Consider the following 16432-nt stretch of genomic DNA (forward strand, 5'->3'; position numbering starts at 1 on the left):
GTCGGTTACGGGGTGAAGCGGGAGGGGCGCCAGCCACGGCGGCGGGCGCGGCGGACGGCGGCGACCAAGACTCCGGCGGCCGCGGCCACCGCGACGCCGGCCAGTGCGATCGTGCCCGCCGCGACGTCGGCGTGGTGGGGTGCGGGGGCCGCGGCCGGGACCACCGCGGGAACCGACGCCGGTGCGGGAGCCGCGCCGGGCGGCGCGACGTCGGCCGGCAACGTCGAGGACACCGCCGCGTAGGCGTCCAGGACTCCCCAGCCCAGCCGCGGGTCGTGGGACCCCGACGGCGGGCGGTGGGCGGTGAGCGTCAGGCGCGTGACGACCTGGTCGCCGGACAGCGCCGGGTGGTACGCCCGCACCAGGGCCGCGACGCCGGCGACGTAGGCCGCCGCGAGGCCGGGGTCCGTCACCGGCCAGCGGTGCGCCACCGCGCCGCCCGCGCCGGCCGACGTGCTCACCAGGTCCGCGCCCGGCGCGGCCATCCCGACGTGGTCGCCGGCCTCCGTCTGCACCGGCTCGCCCGCCGGGTTCACCGAGCCGACGGCCAGGACCCCGGACGTCGCCGTCGGGTACGTCCGCGCGCCCTGCTGGGTCGCCGACGCCGCCGAGACGACCACCGCCCCTGCCGAACGCGCCCGCGAGACCGCCGCCGACAGCGCCGGGCTGTCGGCCGCCGCGGGCACCGCGACCAGGATGACGCCGGCGTGGCGGTCCACGGCCGTGTCGATCGCCCCGGCGAGCGCACCGGGGTCGCCGCCGTCGGACGCGGTATAGCGCAACGGAAGCAGCCGCACGCCGGGGGCGACACCGGCGAACGTCGTCGACGGATCCGGTTGCGCGCCGACGATCCCGGCCGCGATCGTGCCGCGGCCGTCGCAGTCGGTCCGCTCGGTGCCCGCGCCGCCTTCGAGCTGGCCGGGTGCGAACTGGGTGTTCTGCCCGTCGACGCCGGTGCCGATCACGGCCACCAGCTGCCCGTCACCCCGGGTCAGGGGCCACAGCCGCGCCGGGTCGACCAGGCGCTGGCCCCACGGGACTTCGCCGGTGTAGGTGCCGGAGGGGTTCGCGCACCCCTCGGCCGTGGCCGCCGGTGCGCCGAGCACCCCGGAAGCAGCCACCAGGCCCGTGACCGCGAGCACCGCCGGTAACCGCACCCCAACCCCCGAAGAAAGACGGTGGCGGAAAAGGATTCCGCCACCGTCAGTCTAGCCCGGAACACCGCCTCAGCGAAGGTCCATCCCGAGGTCCAACGCGGGCGACGAATGCGTCAGCCCGCCCACCGACAGATAGTCCACACCGGACCGGGCGTACGCCTTACCACGGTCGAGCGTGAGCCCACCAGAGGATTCCAGCCGCGTCTTCGGCGAGACTTCGTCGCGGCGCGCCACCGCCCGGCGGCACTCCTCGGGCGTGAAGTTGTCCAGCAGCACCTCGTCCGCCCCCGCAGCCAGGGCCTCTTCGAGCTGGTCCAGCGTGTCGACCTCCACCTCGCAGGCCAGTTCCGGCGCGTGCGCCCGGGCCGCGGCCAGCGCCGCGGTCACCGAACCCGCGGCGACGACGTGGTTGTCCTTGATCAGCACGGCGTCGCCGAGGCCCAGCCGGTGGTTGACCCCGCCGCCGCAGCGGACGGCGTACTTCTGCAGCAGCCGCAGCCCCGGCAACGTCTTGCGGGAGTCCCGGATCGCGCACCCGGTACCGTCCACTTCGGACACCCAGGCGGCGGTCGCGGTGGCGACCCCGGAGAGGTGGCAGAGCAGGTTCAGCGCCGTCCGCTCGGCGGTGAGCAGCCCGCGCACCGGCCCGGCCAGCACCAGCGCCGGCTCCCCGGCGACCAGCCGGTCGCCGTCCTCGCGCCGGGCCAGCACCTCGTAGCCGTCGCCCAGCACCAGGTCGAACACCGCCAGCGCCACCGGCAGCCCGGCGATCACGCCGTCCACGCGCGGGGTCAGTTCCGCGACCGCGACGGCGGATTCGGGCACGGTCGACGCCGTCGTCGCGTCCGGCCCGTACCGCAGGTCCTCGCGCAGCGCCGTGGTCACCACGCGCTCGACGTCGTCGACGTCCAGCCCGGCCGCGGCGATCAGCTTGCGGACCGGTTCGGAAAGGGGGAAAGTCATGCCACACCTTCCAGGGGGATCGGGTCGGCCAGCACGGGCTGGCCGGAGGGGCTGAGCCGGATGAGCTGGCTGCGCCGCCAGCCTTCGCCGGGCGCCGGGAAGTCGGTCCGCACGTGGCACCCGCGCGACTCGGTGCGCCGGACGGCCGCGGCGAGCAACGCCTGCGCCACCACGGTGAGCGCCGCGTCCTCCACCGCCCGATGCGTCCACAACGGAGTGTCCGAAAGCGACAGATCGAGCACCGAACCGGCCGCCGCGAGGCCGTCGGCGTCCCGGCCGATCGCCGCGTACCGGCTCATCACGCGCTGCAGCGAATCACGCGAGGCGGCCGGCGCGGAAGTCCACCACGGAAGCCGTCCCCGCGCCGGATCGGCCAGCAGCCCGGCCGCGAGGTCCGCCGCGACGGCCTCCGCGACCCGCTGCCCGACGACCAGTCCTTCGAGCAAGCTGTTGGACGCCAGCCGGTTCGCCCCGTGCAACCCGGTCCGCGCGACCTCGCCGGCGGCGTACAGCCCGGGCACCGACGATCGTCCGTCCACAGTGGTCACCACGCCACCGCACGAGAAGTGCGCCGCCGGCGTCACCGGGATCGGGTCCACGGCGGGGTCGAGCCCCAGTGCCCCGCACGCCGCGAACACCGTCGGGAACCGCCGCGCGAACCCGGCGATCCCGGTCGCGTCGAGGAAGACGTGGTCGTCGACGCCGCCCGGCGCGGTCGCCATCCGGCGGGTGATCGCCGCCGAGACGACGTCGCGGGGCGCGAGGTCGCCGAGCGGGTGCACACCGCGCATCACCGGCAGGCCGGCGCCGTCGACCAGCGTCGCGCCTTCGCCGCGCACGGCCTCGGTGACCAGGGGACAGCGCCCCCGCGCGCCCGGGGTGTACAGGACGGTCGGGTGGAACTGGACGAACTCGATGTCCGCCACCGTCGCCCCGGCCCGCAGCGCGAGCGCGAGGCCGTCGCCGGTGGCGATCTCCGGGTTCGACGTCGCCTGGTAGAGCTGCCCGATCCCGCCGCTGGCCACCAGCACGGCCGCCGCACGGACGACGCCGGGCACGCCGTTCCGGTCGAGCACGGTGACGCCCGCGACCCGGCCGCCCGGCGTGCGCAGCGCGTCGACGGCGATGTGGTGCTCCAGCACCGGCACCCGCGCCTGCCCGGCCTGCGCGACCAGGGCGCGTTCGACCTCGGCGCCGGTGGCGTCGCCGCCCGCGTGGATCACCCGGAACGCACTGTGCCCGCCCTCGCGGGTCCGTGCGAGCAGGCCGGACGCCGCGGCGTCGAACCGGGCGCCGTCCGCGCGGAGCCGGGCGACCGCGGCCGGGCCGCCGTCGAGGATCGAGCGCGCGGCCGGCTCGTCGACCAGCCCGGCACCCGCGGTGAAGGTGTCCTGCGCGTGCTTGTCGACCGAGTCGTCCAGGTCGTGCTCGTTTTCCAGCACCACGGCGACACCGCCCTGGGCCCAGCGCGTGTTGCCGTCCGCGACCGCCGCCTTGGTGACCACCAGGACGTGCAGCCCGAGCGCCTGGGCCCGCAGCGCCGCGGTCAGCCCCGCGACGCCACTGCCGATCACCACGAGGTCCGCGCGAGCTTCCCAGACCGGGGTTTTCGCCTGTGGGACATTAACCGGCGTGGTCATTCGCCGCCGCCGGGCTGCCCGATCTCGATCATCCGCTGCACCGACGCCCGCGCGCGAGCGGCCGTTTCGACGTCGACGTGGACCTCGTCGAGGCCGTCACGCAGGCACCGCAGCAACGCCGCCGGCGTGATCATCTTCATGTACCGGCAGGACGCGCGGTCGTTCACCGCGCGGAAGTCGATGTCCGGCGCGGCCTTGCGCAGCTGGTGGATCATGCCGATCTCGGTGGCCACCAGCACGGTCTTGGCCTTGGTGTCGCGGGCCTCGTGGACCATGTCGCCGGTCGAGAGGATCTTGACCCGCTCCGGCGCCACCGCCCCCTCGCCGGCCAGGTAGAGCGCCGACGTCGCGCACCCGCACTCGGGGTGGATGAACAGGTCGGCGGCCGGGTCCTCGGCCGCGCGCTCGGCCAGCTCGGCGCCGTTGATGCCGGCGTGGACGTGGCATTCCCCGGCCCAGACGTGCATGTTCTCCCGGCCGGTCACGCGCTTGACGTGCGCCCCGAGGAACTGGTCGGGCAGGAAGAGAACTTCCTGGTCAGCGGGGATGGAGGCGACGACGTCGACGGCGTTCGAGGACGTGCAGCAGATGTCGGTCTCGGCCTTCACCTCCGCCGTGGTGTTGACGTAGGAAACGACCACCGCGCCCGGGTGCTCGGCCTTCCAGGCCCGCAGCTCGGCGCCGGTGATGGAGTCGGCCAGCGAGCAGCCGGCCCGCGCGTCCGGGATCAGGACCGTCTTCTCCGGCGACAGGATCTTCGCCGTCTCGGCCATGAAGTGGACACCGCAGAAGACGATGGTGGACGCGTCGCTGCTCGCGGCGATGCGGCTCAGGGCCAGCGAGTCGCCGGTGTGGTCGGCGATGTCCTGGATCTCCGGGAGCTGGTAGTTGTGCGCGAGCAGGACCGCGTCCCGCTGCTCCGCCAGGCGCCGCACCTCCTCCGCCCAGGCCGCGTTCGCCTCGACCCCGCCGAACGGGGTGAGACCTTCCGGAACCAACGTGGTGGTCATCGGGCCCTCCTGGACCTCTCTCCGGTTTTCGCCTTACAATCGAAAACCGTGCGAAGTCATCTTAACACCCAGGCCCCCCTGGCCCACGAGGTTTTGGGCGCGGTACTCCAAGTGCGCTCGGACACACTGCGGGTGCTGCTGTGGCGCCGGGCGCTGGACCCGCACCTCGGCCGCTGGTCGCTGCCGGGCGGGCGGCTGCGGCCCGACGAGGACGTCGAGACGTCGATCCGCCGCCAGCTCGCCGAGAAGGTCGACGTCCGCCAGCTCAAGCACGTCGAGCAGCTCGCGGTGTTCAGCGACCCGGACCGCGTGCCGGGGCCGCGGGTGGTGGCGACGGCGTTCCTGGGGCTCGTGCCGTCCGACGTCGACCCCGAGGTGCCGGAGGACACCGAGTGGCACGACGTCGCGAAGCTGCCGCGCACGGCGTTCGACCACGAGGCGATCGTGCTGCGCGCCCGCGACCGGCTGCGGTCGAAGCTCTCCTACACGAACCTCGGGTTCGCGCTGGCGCCGGACGAGTTCACGATTTCCGCGCTGCGCGGGCTGTATTCGGCGGCGCTGGGCTACCGCGTCTCGGCGACCAACCTGCAGCGGGTGCTCTCCCGGCGCGGTTTGCTGGTCCCCACCGGCCACACGGCCGCGCCCGGCCGGGCGGGCGGGCGGCCCGCGGCGCAGTTCTCCTTCGCCGGCAAAGGCATGCAGATCACCGATCCGTTCGCCGTGTTCAAGCCGCCATCACGGTGACCAGGCTGCGCCGGAGGCGTTCTCCCCTTACCGTGGACGCGTGACCGAGCCGGAATCGGAAAGTGACGCGACGACGACGATCCTCCCGTTGTTCCCGCTGCAGACCGTGCTGCTGCCCGGTACCAACCTCCCGCTGCACATCTTCGAACCGCGGTACCGGCAGCTGACGGCGGACCTGGTGAACGGGACCGTGCCGGGGCGCGAGTTCGGCGTGGTCGCCCTGCGGTCCTCGCTGACCCGCGAGGTTCGTGGTCTGGACCAGCTGTACGAGGTGGGCTGCAGCACGGTGCTGCGCGAGGCGAAACGCCTGCCGGACGGCCGGTTCGACGTCGTGACGCAGGCCCAGCGCCGCTTCCGGCTGCGCGAGCTCGACTGCGTTTCGGCGCCGTACCTGATCGCGTCGGTGGAGTGGGTCGACGACGACCCGGTGTCCCCGGCCGGCGACATGACCGAGCGGCTGGCGACGGTCGCCCGCGCGGCGCACCAGCGGTACTGCGAAACGGCGTGGCGCAGCGACGACTGGCACGCCCCGGAGCCGGACACCACGATCGGCGAACTGGCCTACACGCTGGCGTCCGACTGCCTGCTCCCGCTGGAAGACCGCCAGCGGCTGCTCGAGGAACGCCACCCGCTGCGCCGGCTGCGCATCGCCTGCCGCCTGCTGACGCGGGAAACGGGCTTCCTGAACACCCTGGGCGCGGTGCCGCTGCCGCCGGGCGAGCTCACCGACCTGAGCCGCCCGGCCAGCCTCAACTGACGCCCGTCAGGACGAGGAACCGTTGCCGAACTTGGTCCACACCTTGCCGGCCGCGCCCGAAACCGCTTCGCCGACGTCGCTGAACACCTTCGTCAGCGGGTCGGCGGACGAGCTCCACGAGTCCTTGTACGACTGGGCGGCCGACTTCAGGTCGTCCTTCCAGTCCGACGTCGGCCGGTCGGAGTCCCGGCGCGGGTAGTCGCCGGCGAGGATCGCGCGGTACTCCTCCGAGGCCGCCCACTTCTGCAGCTGGGCCGCCCGGACCACGGCGAACGGGTGCGACTCGGTCTCGACGAACTTGAGCTTGAGGAAGCTGTCGCGGACGTCCTCGACCGACTCGTACTCGGCGGCCTGCTGCAGGAACGACGGGACGTCGATGCGGGCCGGGTCGATGCCGCCCGCGACCTGGATCTGGGCCCGCAGCGCCGCCGTCGGGTCCTGGCTGCACAGCAGCCCGGCGCGGTCGCACGACAGCTCGGCCTTGCGGAACCACTCGCGCAGCGCCGCGATGATCGCCCGGATCCCGAGCGCGCTGACCGGCGTCCACGACATCGACACCTGCAGGCTGATCAGGCGCACCATGATCGTGCGGTAGACCGCGTGCCCGGACAGCACGTGCCCCATCTCGTGGCCGATCGCGAACCGCAGCGACTCCTGGTTCATCAGCTCGACGAGCCCGGTGCTCACGCGGATGAACGGCTCGTCCATCCCGACGGCCGACGCCTGGATGCGCGGGTCCTGGTAGACGAAGAGGTTGGGCACGGCGGGCAGGTCGAGCGTCTCGGCGCATTCGTGCCGGAGCCGGTCGAGCTCCGGGTACTGCTTCGGCCCGACGCGGATCGACGACGCGAGCGCCATCAGCCGCTCGCCGCGTTCGTTGTAGAACCCCGAAACGGCCTTGACGACCTGCGCGAACCCGGGCACGGCCCGCAGCGTGGCGAGCGCGCCGCGGTCCACCGGGTGTTCGTAGGCCCGCGGGCTGATGCCCGGGAAGCGGACGGCGTTGTGCCGCGAAACTTCGATGTCCTCGGTCACTGCTGGTTCCCCCCTGTAGGTGACGGCGCCCACTTTAGGGGAAACCGATCACCCGAGGCGGCGGCCCAGGTCGTCGCGGCCGTTCCAGGTGGCCAGCAGGCTGTAGGCGATCGACACCCCGAGCGGGCCGGTGAGCAGCACCCACCACGACTCCAGGCGCGGCGCCAGCTCGATCACCGAGCCGAGCGCGGGCGGGGTGGCCACGGCGTAGTGGCTGTTCGCCCAGCCGACGCCGAGCAGCACGGCGAGCGCACCGGCGAGCCCGACGCCGAGCACGGCGGCGAGGAACACGACCGGGCCACGGCGTTCGCGCAGCAGCCAGACCACGACGCCGACGACGATCCCCAGCCCGAGCAGGAGGAACCCGAAGACGGCGAGGTCGTCGAAGCGGTGCCAGCTCTCCAGTTCCAGGGCGCCCTGGGTGCCGTCGGCGGCGACGATGCGGACGCGCTCGGGCGGCGCCAGCCGCGACCAGGCGAAGGCGAGCGGGAAGCTCAGCAGGCTCAGGGTGCCGAGCACGCTGACGGCGGGCAGCAGGTCGCCCTTGACGACCACGCGCGGCCGCCGTTCCCGGAACAGCACGGGCACCGACCACGGCCCGGCCACGGCCGACGGCCGGTGCGCGGGTCCCGACGACTCACTCACCCGGACTCCCTCCTGCGATGTGCCACCGAGCGTAACCGGTCGATGCGTGCGGGCCGTGAGCCGCTCGCCCGTGTCGCGTCGGGCCGGGTGAACGGTCCGGTCGTCTACCCGTCAGCCGCCGGCCGTGTCGCCGTGGCGGCTGCAGCGGGCCGTCCAGCCGAGGGGGCTGACCTGGACCACCAGCCGGCGCGCGCAGAACGTGCAGTAGCGCGGCGGTTCCAGCGCCGTCCTCGGGTTGTGGCACGCCGGGTGGTCCGCCCCGCCCGGCGCTTCCTGTCCACAATGGACGCAAAAGGCCGGGTCAGAGGCTGTCACTGAGGGCCTTGATCGGCATCTTGAGCTCGTCCAGCATCTCCAGGTCCGCCGAAGCCGGCCGGCCCAGGTTGGTCAGGTAGTTGCCGACGATGATCGCGTTGATGCCGCCGAGCATGCCCTGCTCCGCGCCCAGGTCGCCGAGGGTCAGCTCGCGCCCGCCCGCGAACCGCAGCATCGTCTTCGGCATCGCCAGCCGGAACGCCGCGACCGTCCGCAGGGCGTCGCGCCCCTCGACGATTTCGTAGTGCTCGTACGGCGTCCCCGGCTGCGGGATGAGGAAGTTCATCGGCACTTCGTGCGGGCTCAGCTCGGCCAGCTGCACCGCGAACTCCGCGCGCTGCTCGACCGTCTCCCCCATGCCGATGATGCCGCCGCAGCAGACCTCCATGCCCGCCTCGGCGACCATCCGCAGCGTGTCCCAGCGCTCCTCCCACGTGTGCGTCGTGACGACCGCGGGGAAGTGCGAGCGCGCCGTCTCGAGGTTGTGGTTGTAGCGGTGCACGCCCATGTCGACGAGCTCGTCGACCTGCTCCTGCGTGAGCATGCCGAGCGAGCAGGCGATCTGGATGTCGTTGCCGTCCTCGCGGATGGCCTTGACACCCTCGCGCACCTGCGAGAGCAGCCGCTGGTCCGGCCCGCGGACGGCGGCGACGATGCAGAACTCCGTCGCGCCGGTTTCGGCGGTCTGCCGGGCGGCCTTGACGAGGTTCGGGATGTCGAGCCACGCCGAGCGCACCGGCGTCGGGAAGCGGCCGGACTGGGAGCAGAAGTGGCAGTCCTCGGGGCAGCCGCCGGTCTTCAGGCTGATGATGCCCTCGACCTCCACCTCGGGCCCGCACCAGCGCATCCGCACCTCGTGCGCGAGCGCGAGGAGGTCGGGCAGCCGGTCGTCGGGCAGCCGCAGCACGTCGAGGACCTGCTGTTCACCGAGGCCTACGCCGTTCTCGAGGACCTGCTCGCGTGCGAAGGCGAGGACATCGGTGTCCGGGACTGCGGTCACGGGCGCTCCTTGATCGTGGTGGTGCGGCAAACGTCCTCATCGTGCACGAAGGGGCGTCGAGGCGACAGCGATGCAGGTCACTTCCCGGCGGAAGCGCACCCCGCGAACAGTTCGGGGTCGAACTCCCCGCCGAACCACGGCGACAGCCCGGCCCGTGCGGCGGACAGGAACTCCTCGCGCGAGGCGTCCCCCAGGCCGGCGGGCAGCGCGCCGAGCAGCGGCGCGCCCGCGGCGACCGGCAGGTCTTCGAGGTTCGAGAGGGCGGCGAGGTCCGGTTCGGCCGGCCAGGAGCCGATGATGACCCCGGCGACGGTGAGCCCGCGCTTGGTGGCGACCTCGGCGGTGAGCGCGGTGGCGTTGAGCGTGCCGAGCCCGGCCTCGGCCACGATGATGACCAGCGACCCGAGCGACCAGGCGACGTCGGCGAGGCTCGCGCCGGTGCTGTCGAAGCGCACGAGCAGCCCACCGGCGCCCTCGATCAGGGTGAGGTCGTGGTCGGTGTCGAGGTCGGACGCGGCCTGCGCGATCTCCCCGGGGTCGAGCGCGGGCAGCCCGCTGCGCCGCGCGGCGGCCTCCGGTGACAGCGGATCGGGGTAACGCCGCAGCTCGCGGGTGGTGACCCCGGCGCCGGCGAGCCGGACGACGTCCTGCAGGTCACCGGCCTCGTCGGGCCGCACCCCGGTCTGCGCCGGCTTGAGCACGGCCACCCGCTGCCCCCCGGCCACCGCCACGGCCGCGATCGCCGCCGTGGTGATCGTCTTGCCGACCCCGGTCCCGGTCCCCGTCATCACCAGCATGGTCACGGACCATCAACTTAGTGAGTCACCCACCGCACGCGCACGCGGGCCGTGGTCAGCGGGCCCCGCTCGTGAGTGGCAAGGCGGGTTCTAACCCGCCTTGCCACTCACGACGGGTGGGTCAGGTGCCCGGGACCGCCACCGGTGCCCCGGCCGGGCGGAACGTCCGCCCGGCGCCGTCGAACAGGTACACCTGGGCGTCGCCGACGTGGAAGTACATCGCGGTCAGCTGCAGCTTCCCGGCCGACTCGGCCGCCGCCACCGACGGGTACTCGCGCAGGTGTTCCAGCTGCTGGAGCACGTTGTGCAGGGCCAGCCGGTCGCCCTCGCGGTCCGGGACGGCTCCGTCCAGCGTCGCCGAGCCCAGGCGGTGCGCGCTCGGTTCCGCGTGGCGCAGCCAGGCCGACAGCGGTCCCGGCGGCGGGCCGTCGGCCAGCGCGGCCATCGCCCCGCAGCTCGAATGCCCGCACACCACGATCTCCGCCACCCCGAGCACGCCCACCGCGTACTCGATCGAGGCGTTCATCGAGGGGTCCGCCTGCCCCGGCGGGACCAGGTTGCCGATGTTGCGGATCGTGAACAGGTCACCCGGGCCGCTGGTGGTGATCAGGTTCGGCACGATCCGGGAGTCGCCGCAGGTGATGAACAGCGTGCGCGGCCGCTGGCCGTCCGCCAGCCCCGACAGCGTGTCGCGCAGCAACGGCGCCGCGCGGCGGTGGAACTCCGTCGCCCCGCGGCGGGTCTGCTGGGCCGGGATCCCTTCGACGGCCTGCCACTCCGACCACGGCGCCAGCCAGCGCGGCACCGCCCGGCTCGCGTGGATCCGGGACCGCGTCGGGCGGCCCGCCTTGCCCTCGCCGAACCACGGGTGGCCGACCTCGTCGACCTCCACCGTGCCGCCGGCGCGCTCGTGCGCCTGCTGCCACGTGTGCAGGCTCTCGAACGCGGCGTGGTCGAGGTAGTCGACGACCAGCTCCAGCCGCACCGTCACGCCGCCCGGGACGCTCCCGAGCACCTTCGACAGCCGCGGCACCGACAGGAACGTCAGCACGCCTTCGACGACGACGCGCCAGTCCTCGCCTTCCCTTTCGATGTGGATGCCCGACCAGACCGTGCGGCGCAGCATCAGCACCAGCGCCAGCCCGATCCCGGCGAGGACCCCGGTGAGCAGGTCGAACACGACGACGCCGGCGAGGGTGAGCAGGTAGACGGGCAGGTCGCCGTGGGCGAGGACGGTCTTCATGTGCCCGGGGTTGACCAGCTTCGCCCCGACGTGCACCAGCAGCCCGGCCAGCGCGGCCAGCGGGATGCTCTGGATCAGGCCGGCGAGCAGGACGACGAACAGCAGCACCCAGCCGCCGTGCAGCACCGCCGACGCCCGGGACTTCGCCCCGGCGGCAACGTTGGTGGAGCTGCGGACGATGACGCCGGTGACGGGCAGGCCGCCGAGCGCGCCGGAGAGCATGTTGGCCGCGCCCTGGCCGACCAGCTCGCGGTCGAGGTTGGCGCGCGGCCCGGTGTGCATGCGGTCGACCGCGACCGCCGAGAGCAGGCTCTCCACGCTGGCGATCAGCGCGATCGTGACGACGGCGAGCGCGAACCCGCCCCAGCCGCCGTCCGGCAGCTGCGGGACGAGGTGGATGTTCAGCAGGTCACCGGGCAGTTCGACGCGTGGCAGCGTCATCCCGAAGGCCACCGACACCACCGTCGCCGCCGCGATCGCGGCGAGCGGCCCCGGCACCTTGCGCACGGCGGCCGGCAGCTTCGGCCAGGCCAGCAGGATGCCGATGGTGAGCAGGCCGACGATGGCGGCGGCGTCGTGGTGGGCGACGATCTGGCCGGGCAGCTCGGCGATGTTCTCCAGCGCGGAGCTCTGGGCCTTGCCGCCGAGGATGACGTGCAGCTGGCCGAGCACGATCGTGACGCCGATGCCGGCCAGCATGCCGTGCACGATGGCCGGCGAGATGGCCAGCGCGGCGCGCGCGATGCGGCTCAGCCCCAGCAGGATCTGGCACGCGCCGGCGGCCACGGTGATCGCGCAGGTGACCACCCACCCGAACGTCTGGATGGTTTCGGCCATGACCACGGTCAGGCCGGCGGCGGGCCCGCTCACCTGGAGCGCGGAGCCGCCGAGCGCGCCGGCGACGATGCCGCCGACGACGGCGGCGACCAGCCCGGCGGCGACCGGGGCGCCCGAAGCGAGGGCGATGCCGAGGGACAGGGGGACGGCTACGAGGAAGACGACCAGTGAGGCCGGCAGGTCGTGTCGGAGCACGGCGAGGGGTCTCATGATCACCATGCAACAGGAAATCGAGTGAAATGTCCGCTATGTACCACCCGATCGAGTGAACAACTGGCCACAATTAGCCTGAATGTCACATATCGGGCGTCGCGTTAACACGCCGTTCACGGCCCGCTGCCTGTCACGTGACAGGTGAATCCCGTACGACACAAGGGTTTGCGCCGGAGGCCACCCGCGGGGGCGGCCTCCGGCGGGGCGATCAGTGCTCCAGCGCACCCGCGGGGACGAACCCGCGCGCGGCACCGTCCAAAAGGGACACTTGTGCCGCGCCGACGTCGAAGTACATCCCGGTCAGCCGCAGCGCGCCCCGGTCCAGCGCGGCCGCGACCACCGGGTAGCCGCGCAGGGTTTCCAGCTGCTGCACCACGTTCTGCAGCGCGAGCTGGTCGGCCTCCGCGGCCGGCCGCTCGCCGCCGAGCAGCAGCGGCGCCTCCCGGGCCCGGCGCCGCAGCGTCGCCTCGCCGTGGCGCAGCCAGCTACCGAGCTGTTCGAGCCCGTCCGGCGCCCGGCCGAGCAACGCCTTCATCGCACCGCAGCCCGAGTGCCCGCACACCACGATCTCGGCGACGTCCAGCACGCCGACGGCGTACTCGACCGCCGCGCCGACCGAGGAGTCGGTGCCGTCGGCCGGCGGCACGAGGTTGCCGATGTTCCGCACGGTGAACAGGTCACCCGGCCCGCTGGTGGTGATCAGGTTGGGCACGATCCGCGCGTCGCCGCAGGTGATGAACAGCGTGTGCGGCTGCTGGCCGTGCGCCAGCCCGCTCCACGTGTCGCGCAGCAGCGGCGCGGTGCGGCGCTGGAACTCCGAAGCGCCCCGGCACAGCAGCGAACTGGCGGTGCGCTGGGCGGGCAGCACGACGTGCTCGGCCTGCCACTCCGACCACGGCGCCAGCCACCGCGGCACGACCCGCGCGGCGACGCTGCGGCGCACGGTCGGCTCCCCCGCGCGGCCGCGTTCGAACCACGGGTGCCCGATCTCGTCGACCGTGACCGGCCCGGCGTGCGCCTGCTGCCAGCCGCGCAGGCAGTCGAACGCGGCGTGGTCGAGGTAGTCGACGAGCAGTTCGAGGGTGACGTCGGCGTGCGCGGGCACCTCGGCGAGCACCCGGGTCAGCCGCGGCACGGACAGGAACGTCAGCGCGCCTTCGATGACGACGCGGTGGCGCCGTCCGTCGGTCTCGACGTGGATCCCGGAGAAGATCATCCGCCGCAGCATCAGCGCGAGCGCCAGCAGGACGCCCGCCGCGACCCCGGTGAGCAGGTTGACGGCGACCGCGCCGGCCAGCGTGACGACGTACACGGGCAGGTCGCCGTGGCGCCGGACCTCCTTGAGCCCGTTGAGGTTCACCAGCTTCGTGCCGACGTACACCAGCAGCGCGGCGAGCGCGGCCAGCGGGATCAGCCGCAGCAGGCCGGTGAACAGCAGGCAGGCGGCGAGGATCCAGGCGCAGTGCAGGAGCGCCGACGCGCGGGTGCGCGCGCCGGCCTCGTAGTTCGTCATGCTGCGCACGATGACGCCGGTGACCGGGAACCCGCCGAGCGCGCCGGCGGCGACGTTCGCCGCGCCCTGCCCGATGAGCTCGCGGTCGAGGTCGGTGCGCGGGCCGCCGCGGAGCTTGTCCACCGAAACGGCGGACAGCAGGCTTTCCAGGCCGGCGATGAGCGCGATGGTGACCGCGGCGACGGCGAAGCTCCCCCAGCCGCCGTCCGGCAGCCGCGGCACGACGTGCAGCGCGGGCAGCCCGGCCGGGAGGTCGACGCGTGGCAGGGTCAGGCCGGCCAGGACGGACAGGCCGGTGGCCAGCGTGACGGCGGCCAGCGGCGCGGGCACGCGGCGCACGGCCTTCGGCAGCCGCGGCCAGAGCAGCAGCACGCCGAGGGTGACGACGCCGATCAGCACGGCCTCGTCGTGGTGCGCGGCGACCTGGCCGGGCAACGCCAGGACGTTGGCGAGCGCGGAGCCCTGCGCCGTGCCGCCGAGCACGACGTGCAGCTGGCCGAGCACGAGCGTGACGCCGATGCCGGCGAGCAGGCCGTGCACGATGGCCGGCGACACGGCGAGCGCGGCGCGGGCGAGGCGCGTCAGGCCGAAGAGGATCTGGAGCAGGCCCGCGGCGACGGTGATCGCGCAGGTGGCGGGCCAGCCGTGGGTGGCGATGGTGTCGGCCAGCACCACGGTGAGGGCGGCGGACGGGCCGCTGACCTGCAGCGGCGATCCGCCGAGCAGACTCGCGACCAGTCCGCCGACGACGGCGGAGATGAGGCCCGAGAGCAACGGCGCACCGGCGGCGAAGGCCACGCCGAGGGACAGGGGGACGGCGACGAGGAAGACGACTATCGACGCGAAGAAATCGTGCTTGAGGTCCTGGAGTTTCTTGCGCGACGGCGGTCCGGTGTCGTGCTCGCCACGAACGATCTCGATCATGGGGGCAGGATCGCCGAAAACGGGCGAAAAGTCCGCTACGCAAGCATTTCTCGCGTTCGCCCGGGCACAGGATCGACCGCGCGGAGGCGGCCCTTCACACTTACCGCCTCCGCCGTTCGCGTGGCGTCGATCTTGACCGGCCACGCAGCGCGACGATGAGAAGACTTCGGGTCTCGCTGTGCCCGCGGTCACACCCGATGGGCTGAATTCACGCCTTTTCGGCGACGGCGAGCATCGCGCGGGTGATCACGGCCAGGTCGTCCTCGGTCGAAACGTAGGGCGGCATGGCGTAGACGAGGTCCCGGAACGGCCGCAGCCAGGCGCCGTGCCCGGTGGCGACCTCGGTGGCGACGGCCAGGTCGACGGGGTGGTCGAGCTGCAGCACGCCGATCCCGCCGAGCACCCGCACGTCGGCGACGGCGCCCAGGTCGCGCGCCGGGGCCAGCCCGTCGAGCAGGCCCTTTTCGAGCCGGGTGACGTCGGTTTTCCAGCCGCCGTCGGCGAGCAGGCCGAGCGAAGCGTTGGCCACGGCCGAGGCGAGGGGGTTGCCCATGAAGGTGGGACCGTGCGCGAGCACGGGAAGCTCCCCGCGCGCGATCCCGGCGGCGACCTCCGGGGTGCACAGGGCCGCGGCCATGGTCAGGTAGCCGCCGGTCAAAGCCTTGCCGACGCACAGGACATCCGGGGTGACCCCGGCGTGCCCGGCGGCGAAAAGGGCACCGGTGCGCCCGAAGCCGGTGGCGATCTCGTCGAAGACGAGGAGAACGTCGTGCGCGGCGGTCAGTTCCCGCAGGGCCCGCAGGTAGGCGGGGTGGTGGAACCGCATCCCCCCGGCCCCCTGGACCACGGGTTCGACGATGACGGCGGCGAGTTCGTCCCGGTGCCGCTCGATTTCCGCGGCCAGCATGTCCACATAGGACGGATCGGGCGGGGTGTCGAACCCGGACGGCGGCGCGGGCACGAAGACCTGTTCGGGCAGGACCCCGCGCCACAGCGAGTGCATGCCGCCGTCGGGATCGCAGACGCTCATCGGGGTGAAGGTGTCCCCGTGGTAGCCGCCGCGCCAGGTGAGCAGCTTGTGCTTCCCGGTCCGCCCGCGGGAGCGCTGGTACTGCAGGCACATCTTGACGGCGACCTCGACCGAGACGGAGCCGGAGTCGCAGAGGAAGACGTGCTCGAGGCCCTCGGGCGTGAGATCGACGAGGGTCTTGGCCAGAGTGATGGCGGGTTCGTGCGTGAGGCCCCCGAACATGACGTGGCTCATCCGCCCGGCCTGCGCGGCCAGCGCGGCATCGAGGGCGGGGTGCCGGTAGCCGTGGATGGCGGACCACCACGAGGACATCCCGTCGACGAGCTCCCGCCCGTCGGCCAGGGTCAGCCGGACGCCCTTGGCCTCGGTGACCAGCAGCGAGGGCACCTTCGCCGGCATGGGGGCATAGGGGTGCCAGACGTGCCGGGCGTCGAGGGCGAGCAGGTCGGCGGAGTCCACCCGCCGACCCTACGACACGGCCTCAGCCGAGCCGTCCACCACCGGTCGTGAGTGGTAAGGCGCGTTAGATGAGCCTGGTGGTGCCGGGCACCGAGCACATCGACCCGAAGGCGTGGAGTCCGCTGATCTACAACTTCCGGCACTACTTCG

At 73.3% G+C, this 16432-nt stretch carries 14 protein-coding genes; 2 read left to right on the forward strand and 12 right to left on the reverse strand.

Going from position 1 to position 16432, the window contains the following annotated elements; translation table 11 throughout:
• Positions 1–5: 5 nt before the first annotated feature.
• From ABZW17_RS17715 to nadA, 4 genes are all read right to left on the reverse strand, one after another.
• Complete coding sequence (locus ABZW17_RS17715) at positions 6–1142, reverse strand: S8 family serine peptidase (protein WP_354814543.1); 1137 nt, start codon at positions 1140–1142, stop codon at positions 6–8.
• A gap of 84 nt (positions 1143–1226) precedes the next feature.
• Positions 1227–2120: a carboxylating nicotinate-nucleotide diphosphorylase gene (gene nadC / locus ABZW17_RS17720; RefSeq protein ID WP_354814545.1), complete on the reverse strand. Its 894-nt coding sequence runs from the start codon at positions 2118–2120 to the stop codon at positions 1227–1229.
• Positions 2117–3760, reverse strand: a complete 1644-nt coding sequence (locus ABZW17_RS17725) for an L-aspartate oxidase (RefSeq protein WP_354814547.1) — start codon at positions 3758–3760, stop codon at positions 2117–2119. The genes nadC and ABZW17_RS17725 overlap by 4 nt, the downstream gene beginning before the upstream one ends.
• The gene (gene nadA, locus ABZW17_RS17730) at positions 3757–4770 is read right to left on the reverse strand and encodes a quinolinate synthase NadA (RefSeq protein ID WP_354814549.1); all 1014 of its coding nucleotides are present in this window, start codon (positions 4768–4770) and stop codon (positions 3757–3759) included. Before nadA ends, ABZW17_RS17725 begins: the two co-directional genes overlap by 4 nt.
• 111 nt (positions 4771–4881) lie before the next feature.
• Here nadA and ABZW17_RS17735 point away from each other — a divergent pair, with 111 nt between their 5' ends.
• Both ABZW17_RS17735 and ABZW17_RS17740 read left to right on the forward strand, forming a co-directional pair.
• Positions 4882–5514, forward strand: coding sequence for an NUDIX domain-containing protein (locus ABZW17_RS17735; RefSeq protein WP_354814551.1), 633 nt, complete (start codon positions 4882–4884; stop codon positions 5512–5514).
• Positions 5515–5554: 40 nt separating this feature from the next.
• Positions 5555–6271, forward strand: a complete 717-nt coding sequence (locus ABZW17_RS17740; RefSeq protein WP_354814553.1) for an LON peptidase substrate-binding domain-containing protein — start codon at positions 5555–5557, stop codon at positions 6269–6271.
• Positions 6272–6277: 6 nt separating this feature from the next.
• On the opposite strand, the gene ABZW17_RS17745 is transcribed toward ABZW17_RS17740, so the two are convergent.
• The 8 genes from ABZW17_RS17745 to ABZW17_RS17780 all read right to left on the reverse strand — a co-directional run bounded on the left by ABZW17_RS17745 (position 6278) and on the right by ABZW17_RS17780 (position 16282).
• The gene (locus tag ABZW17_RS17745) at positions 6278–7306 is read right to left on the reverse strand and encodes a M48 family metallopeptidase (RefSeq protein WP_354814555.1); all 1029 of its coding nucleotides are present in this window, start codon (positions 7304–7306) and stop codon (positions 6278–6280) included.
• Between the two features lie 48 nt (positions 7307–7354).
• Complete coding sequence (locus tag ABZW17_RS17750) at positions 7355–7951, reverse strand: DUF2567 domain-containing protein (RefSeq protein ID WP_354814557.1); 597 nt, start codon at positions 7949–7951, stop codon at positions 7355–7357.
• A 111-nt stretch (positions 7952–8062) separates the two neighbouring features.
• A complete protein-coding gene (locus ABZW17_RS17755; RefSeq protein ID WP_354814559.1) occupies positions 8063–8266 on the reverse strand; it encodes a hypothetical protein in 204 nt (67 codons plus the stop codon).
• Complete coding sequence (gene bioB / locus ABZW17_RS17760; RefSeq protein ID WP_354814561.1) at positions 8253–9266, reverse strand: biotin synthase BioB; 1014 nt, start codon at positions 9264–9266, stop codon at positions 8253–8255. Before bioB ends, ABZW17_RS17755 begins: the two co-directional genes overlap by 14 nt.
• Before the next feature lie 77 nt (positions 9267–9343).
• Entirely contained in the window at positions 9344–10069 is a 726-nt protein-coding gene (gene bioD / locus ABZW17_RS17765; protein ID WP_354814563.1) for a dethiobiotin synthase, read from the reverse strand.
• A gap of 115 nt (positions 10070–10184) precedes the next feature.
• Positions 10185–12362, reverse strand: coding sequence for a bifunctional SulP family inorganic anion transporter/carbonic anhydrase (locus tag ABZW17_RS17770; protein WP_354814565.1), 2178 nt, complete (start codon positions 12360–12362; stop codon positions 10185–10187).
• Positions 12363–12564: 202 nt separating this feature from the next.
• Positions 12565–14793, reverse strand: a complete 2229-nt coding sequence (locus tag ABZW17_RS17775; RefSeq protein WP_354814567.1) for a SulP family inorganic anion transporter — start codon at positions 14791–14793, stop codon at positions 12565–12567.
• A 208-nt stretch (positions 14794–15001) separates the two neighbouring features.
• Complete coding sequence (locus ABZW17_RS17780; RefSeq protein ID WP_354814569.1) at positions 15002–16282, reverse strand: adenosylmethionine--8-amino-7-oxononanoate transaminase; 1281 nt, start codon at positions 16280–16282, stop codon at positions 15002–15004.
• Positions 16283–16432: the final 150 nt, after the last annotated feature.

This window comes from Amycolatopsis sp. NPDC004625 (assembly GCF_040609695.1).
GTDB lineage: Bacteria > Actinomycetota > Actinomycetes > Mycobacteriales > Pseudonocardiaceae > Amycolatopsis.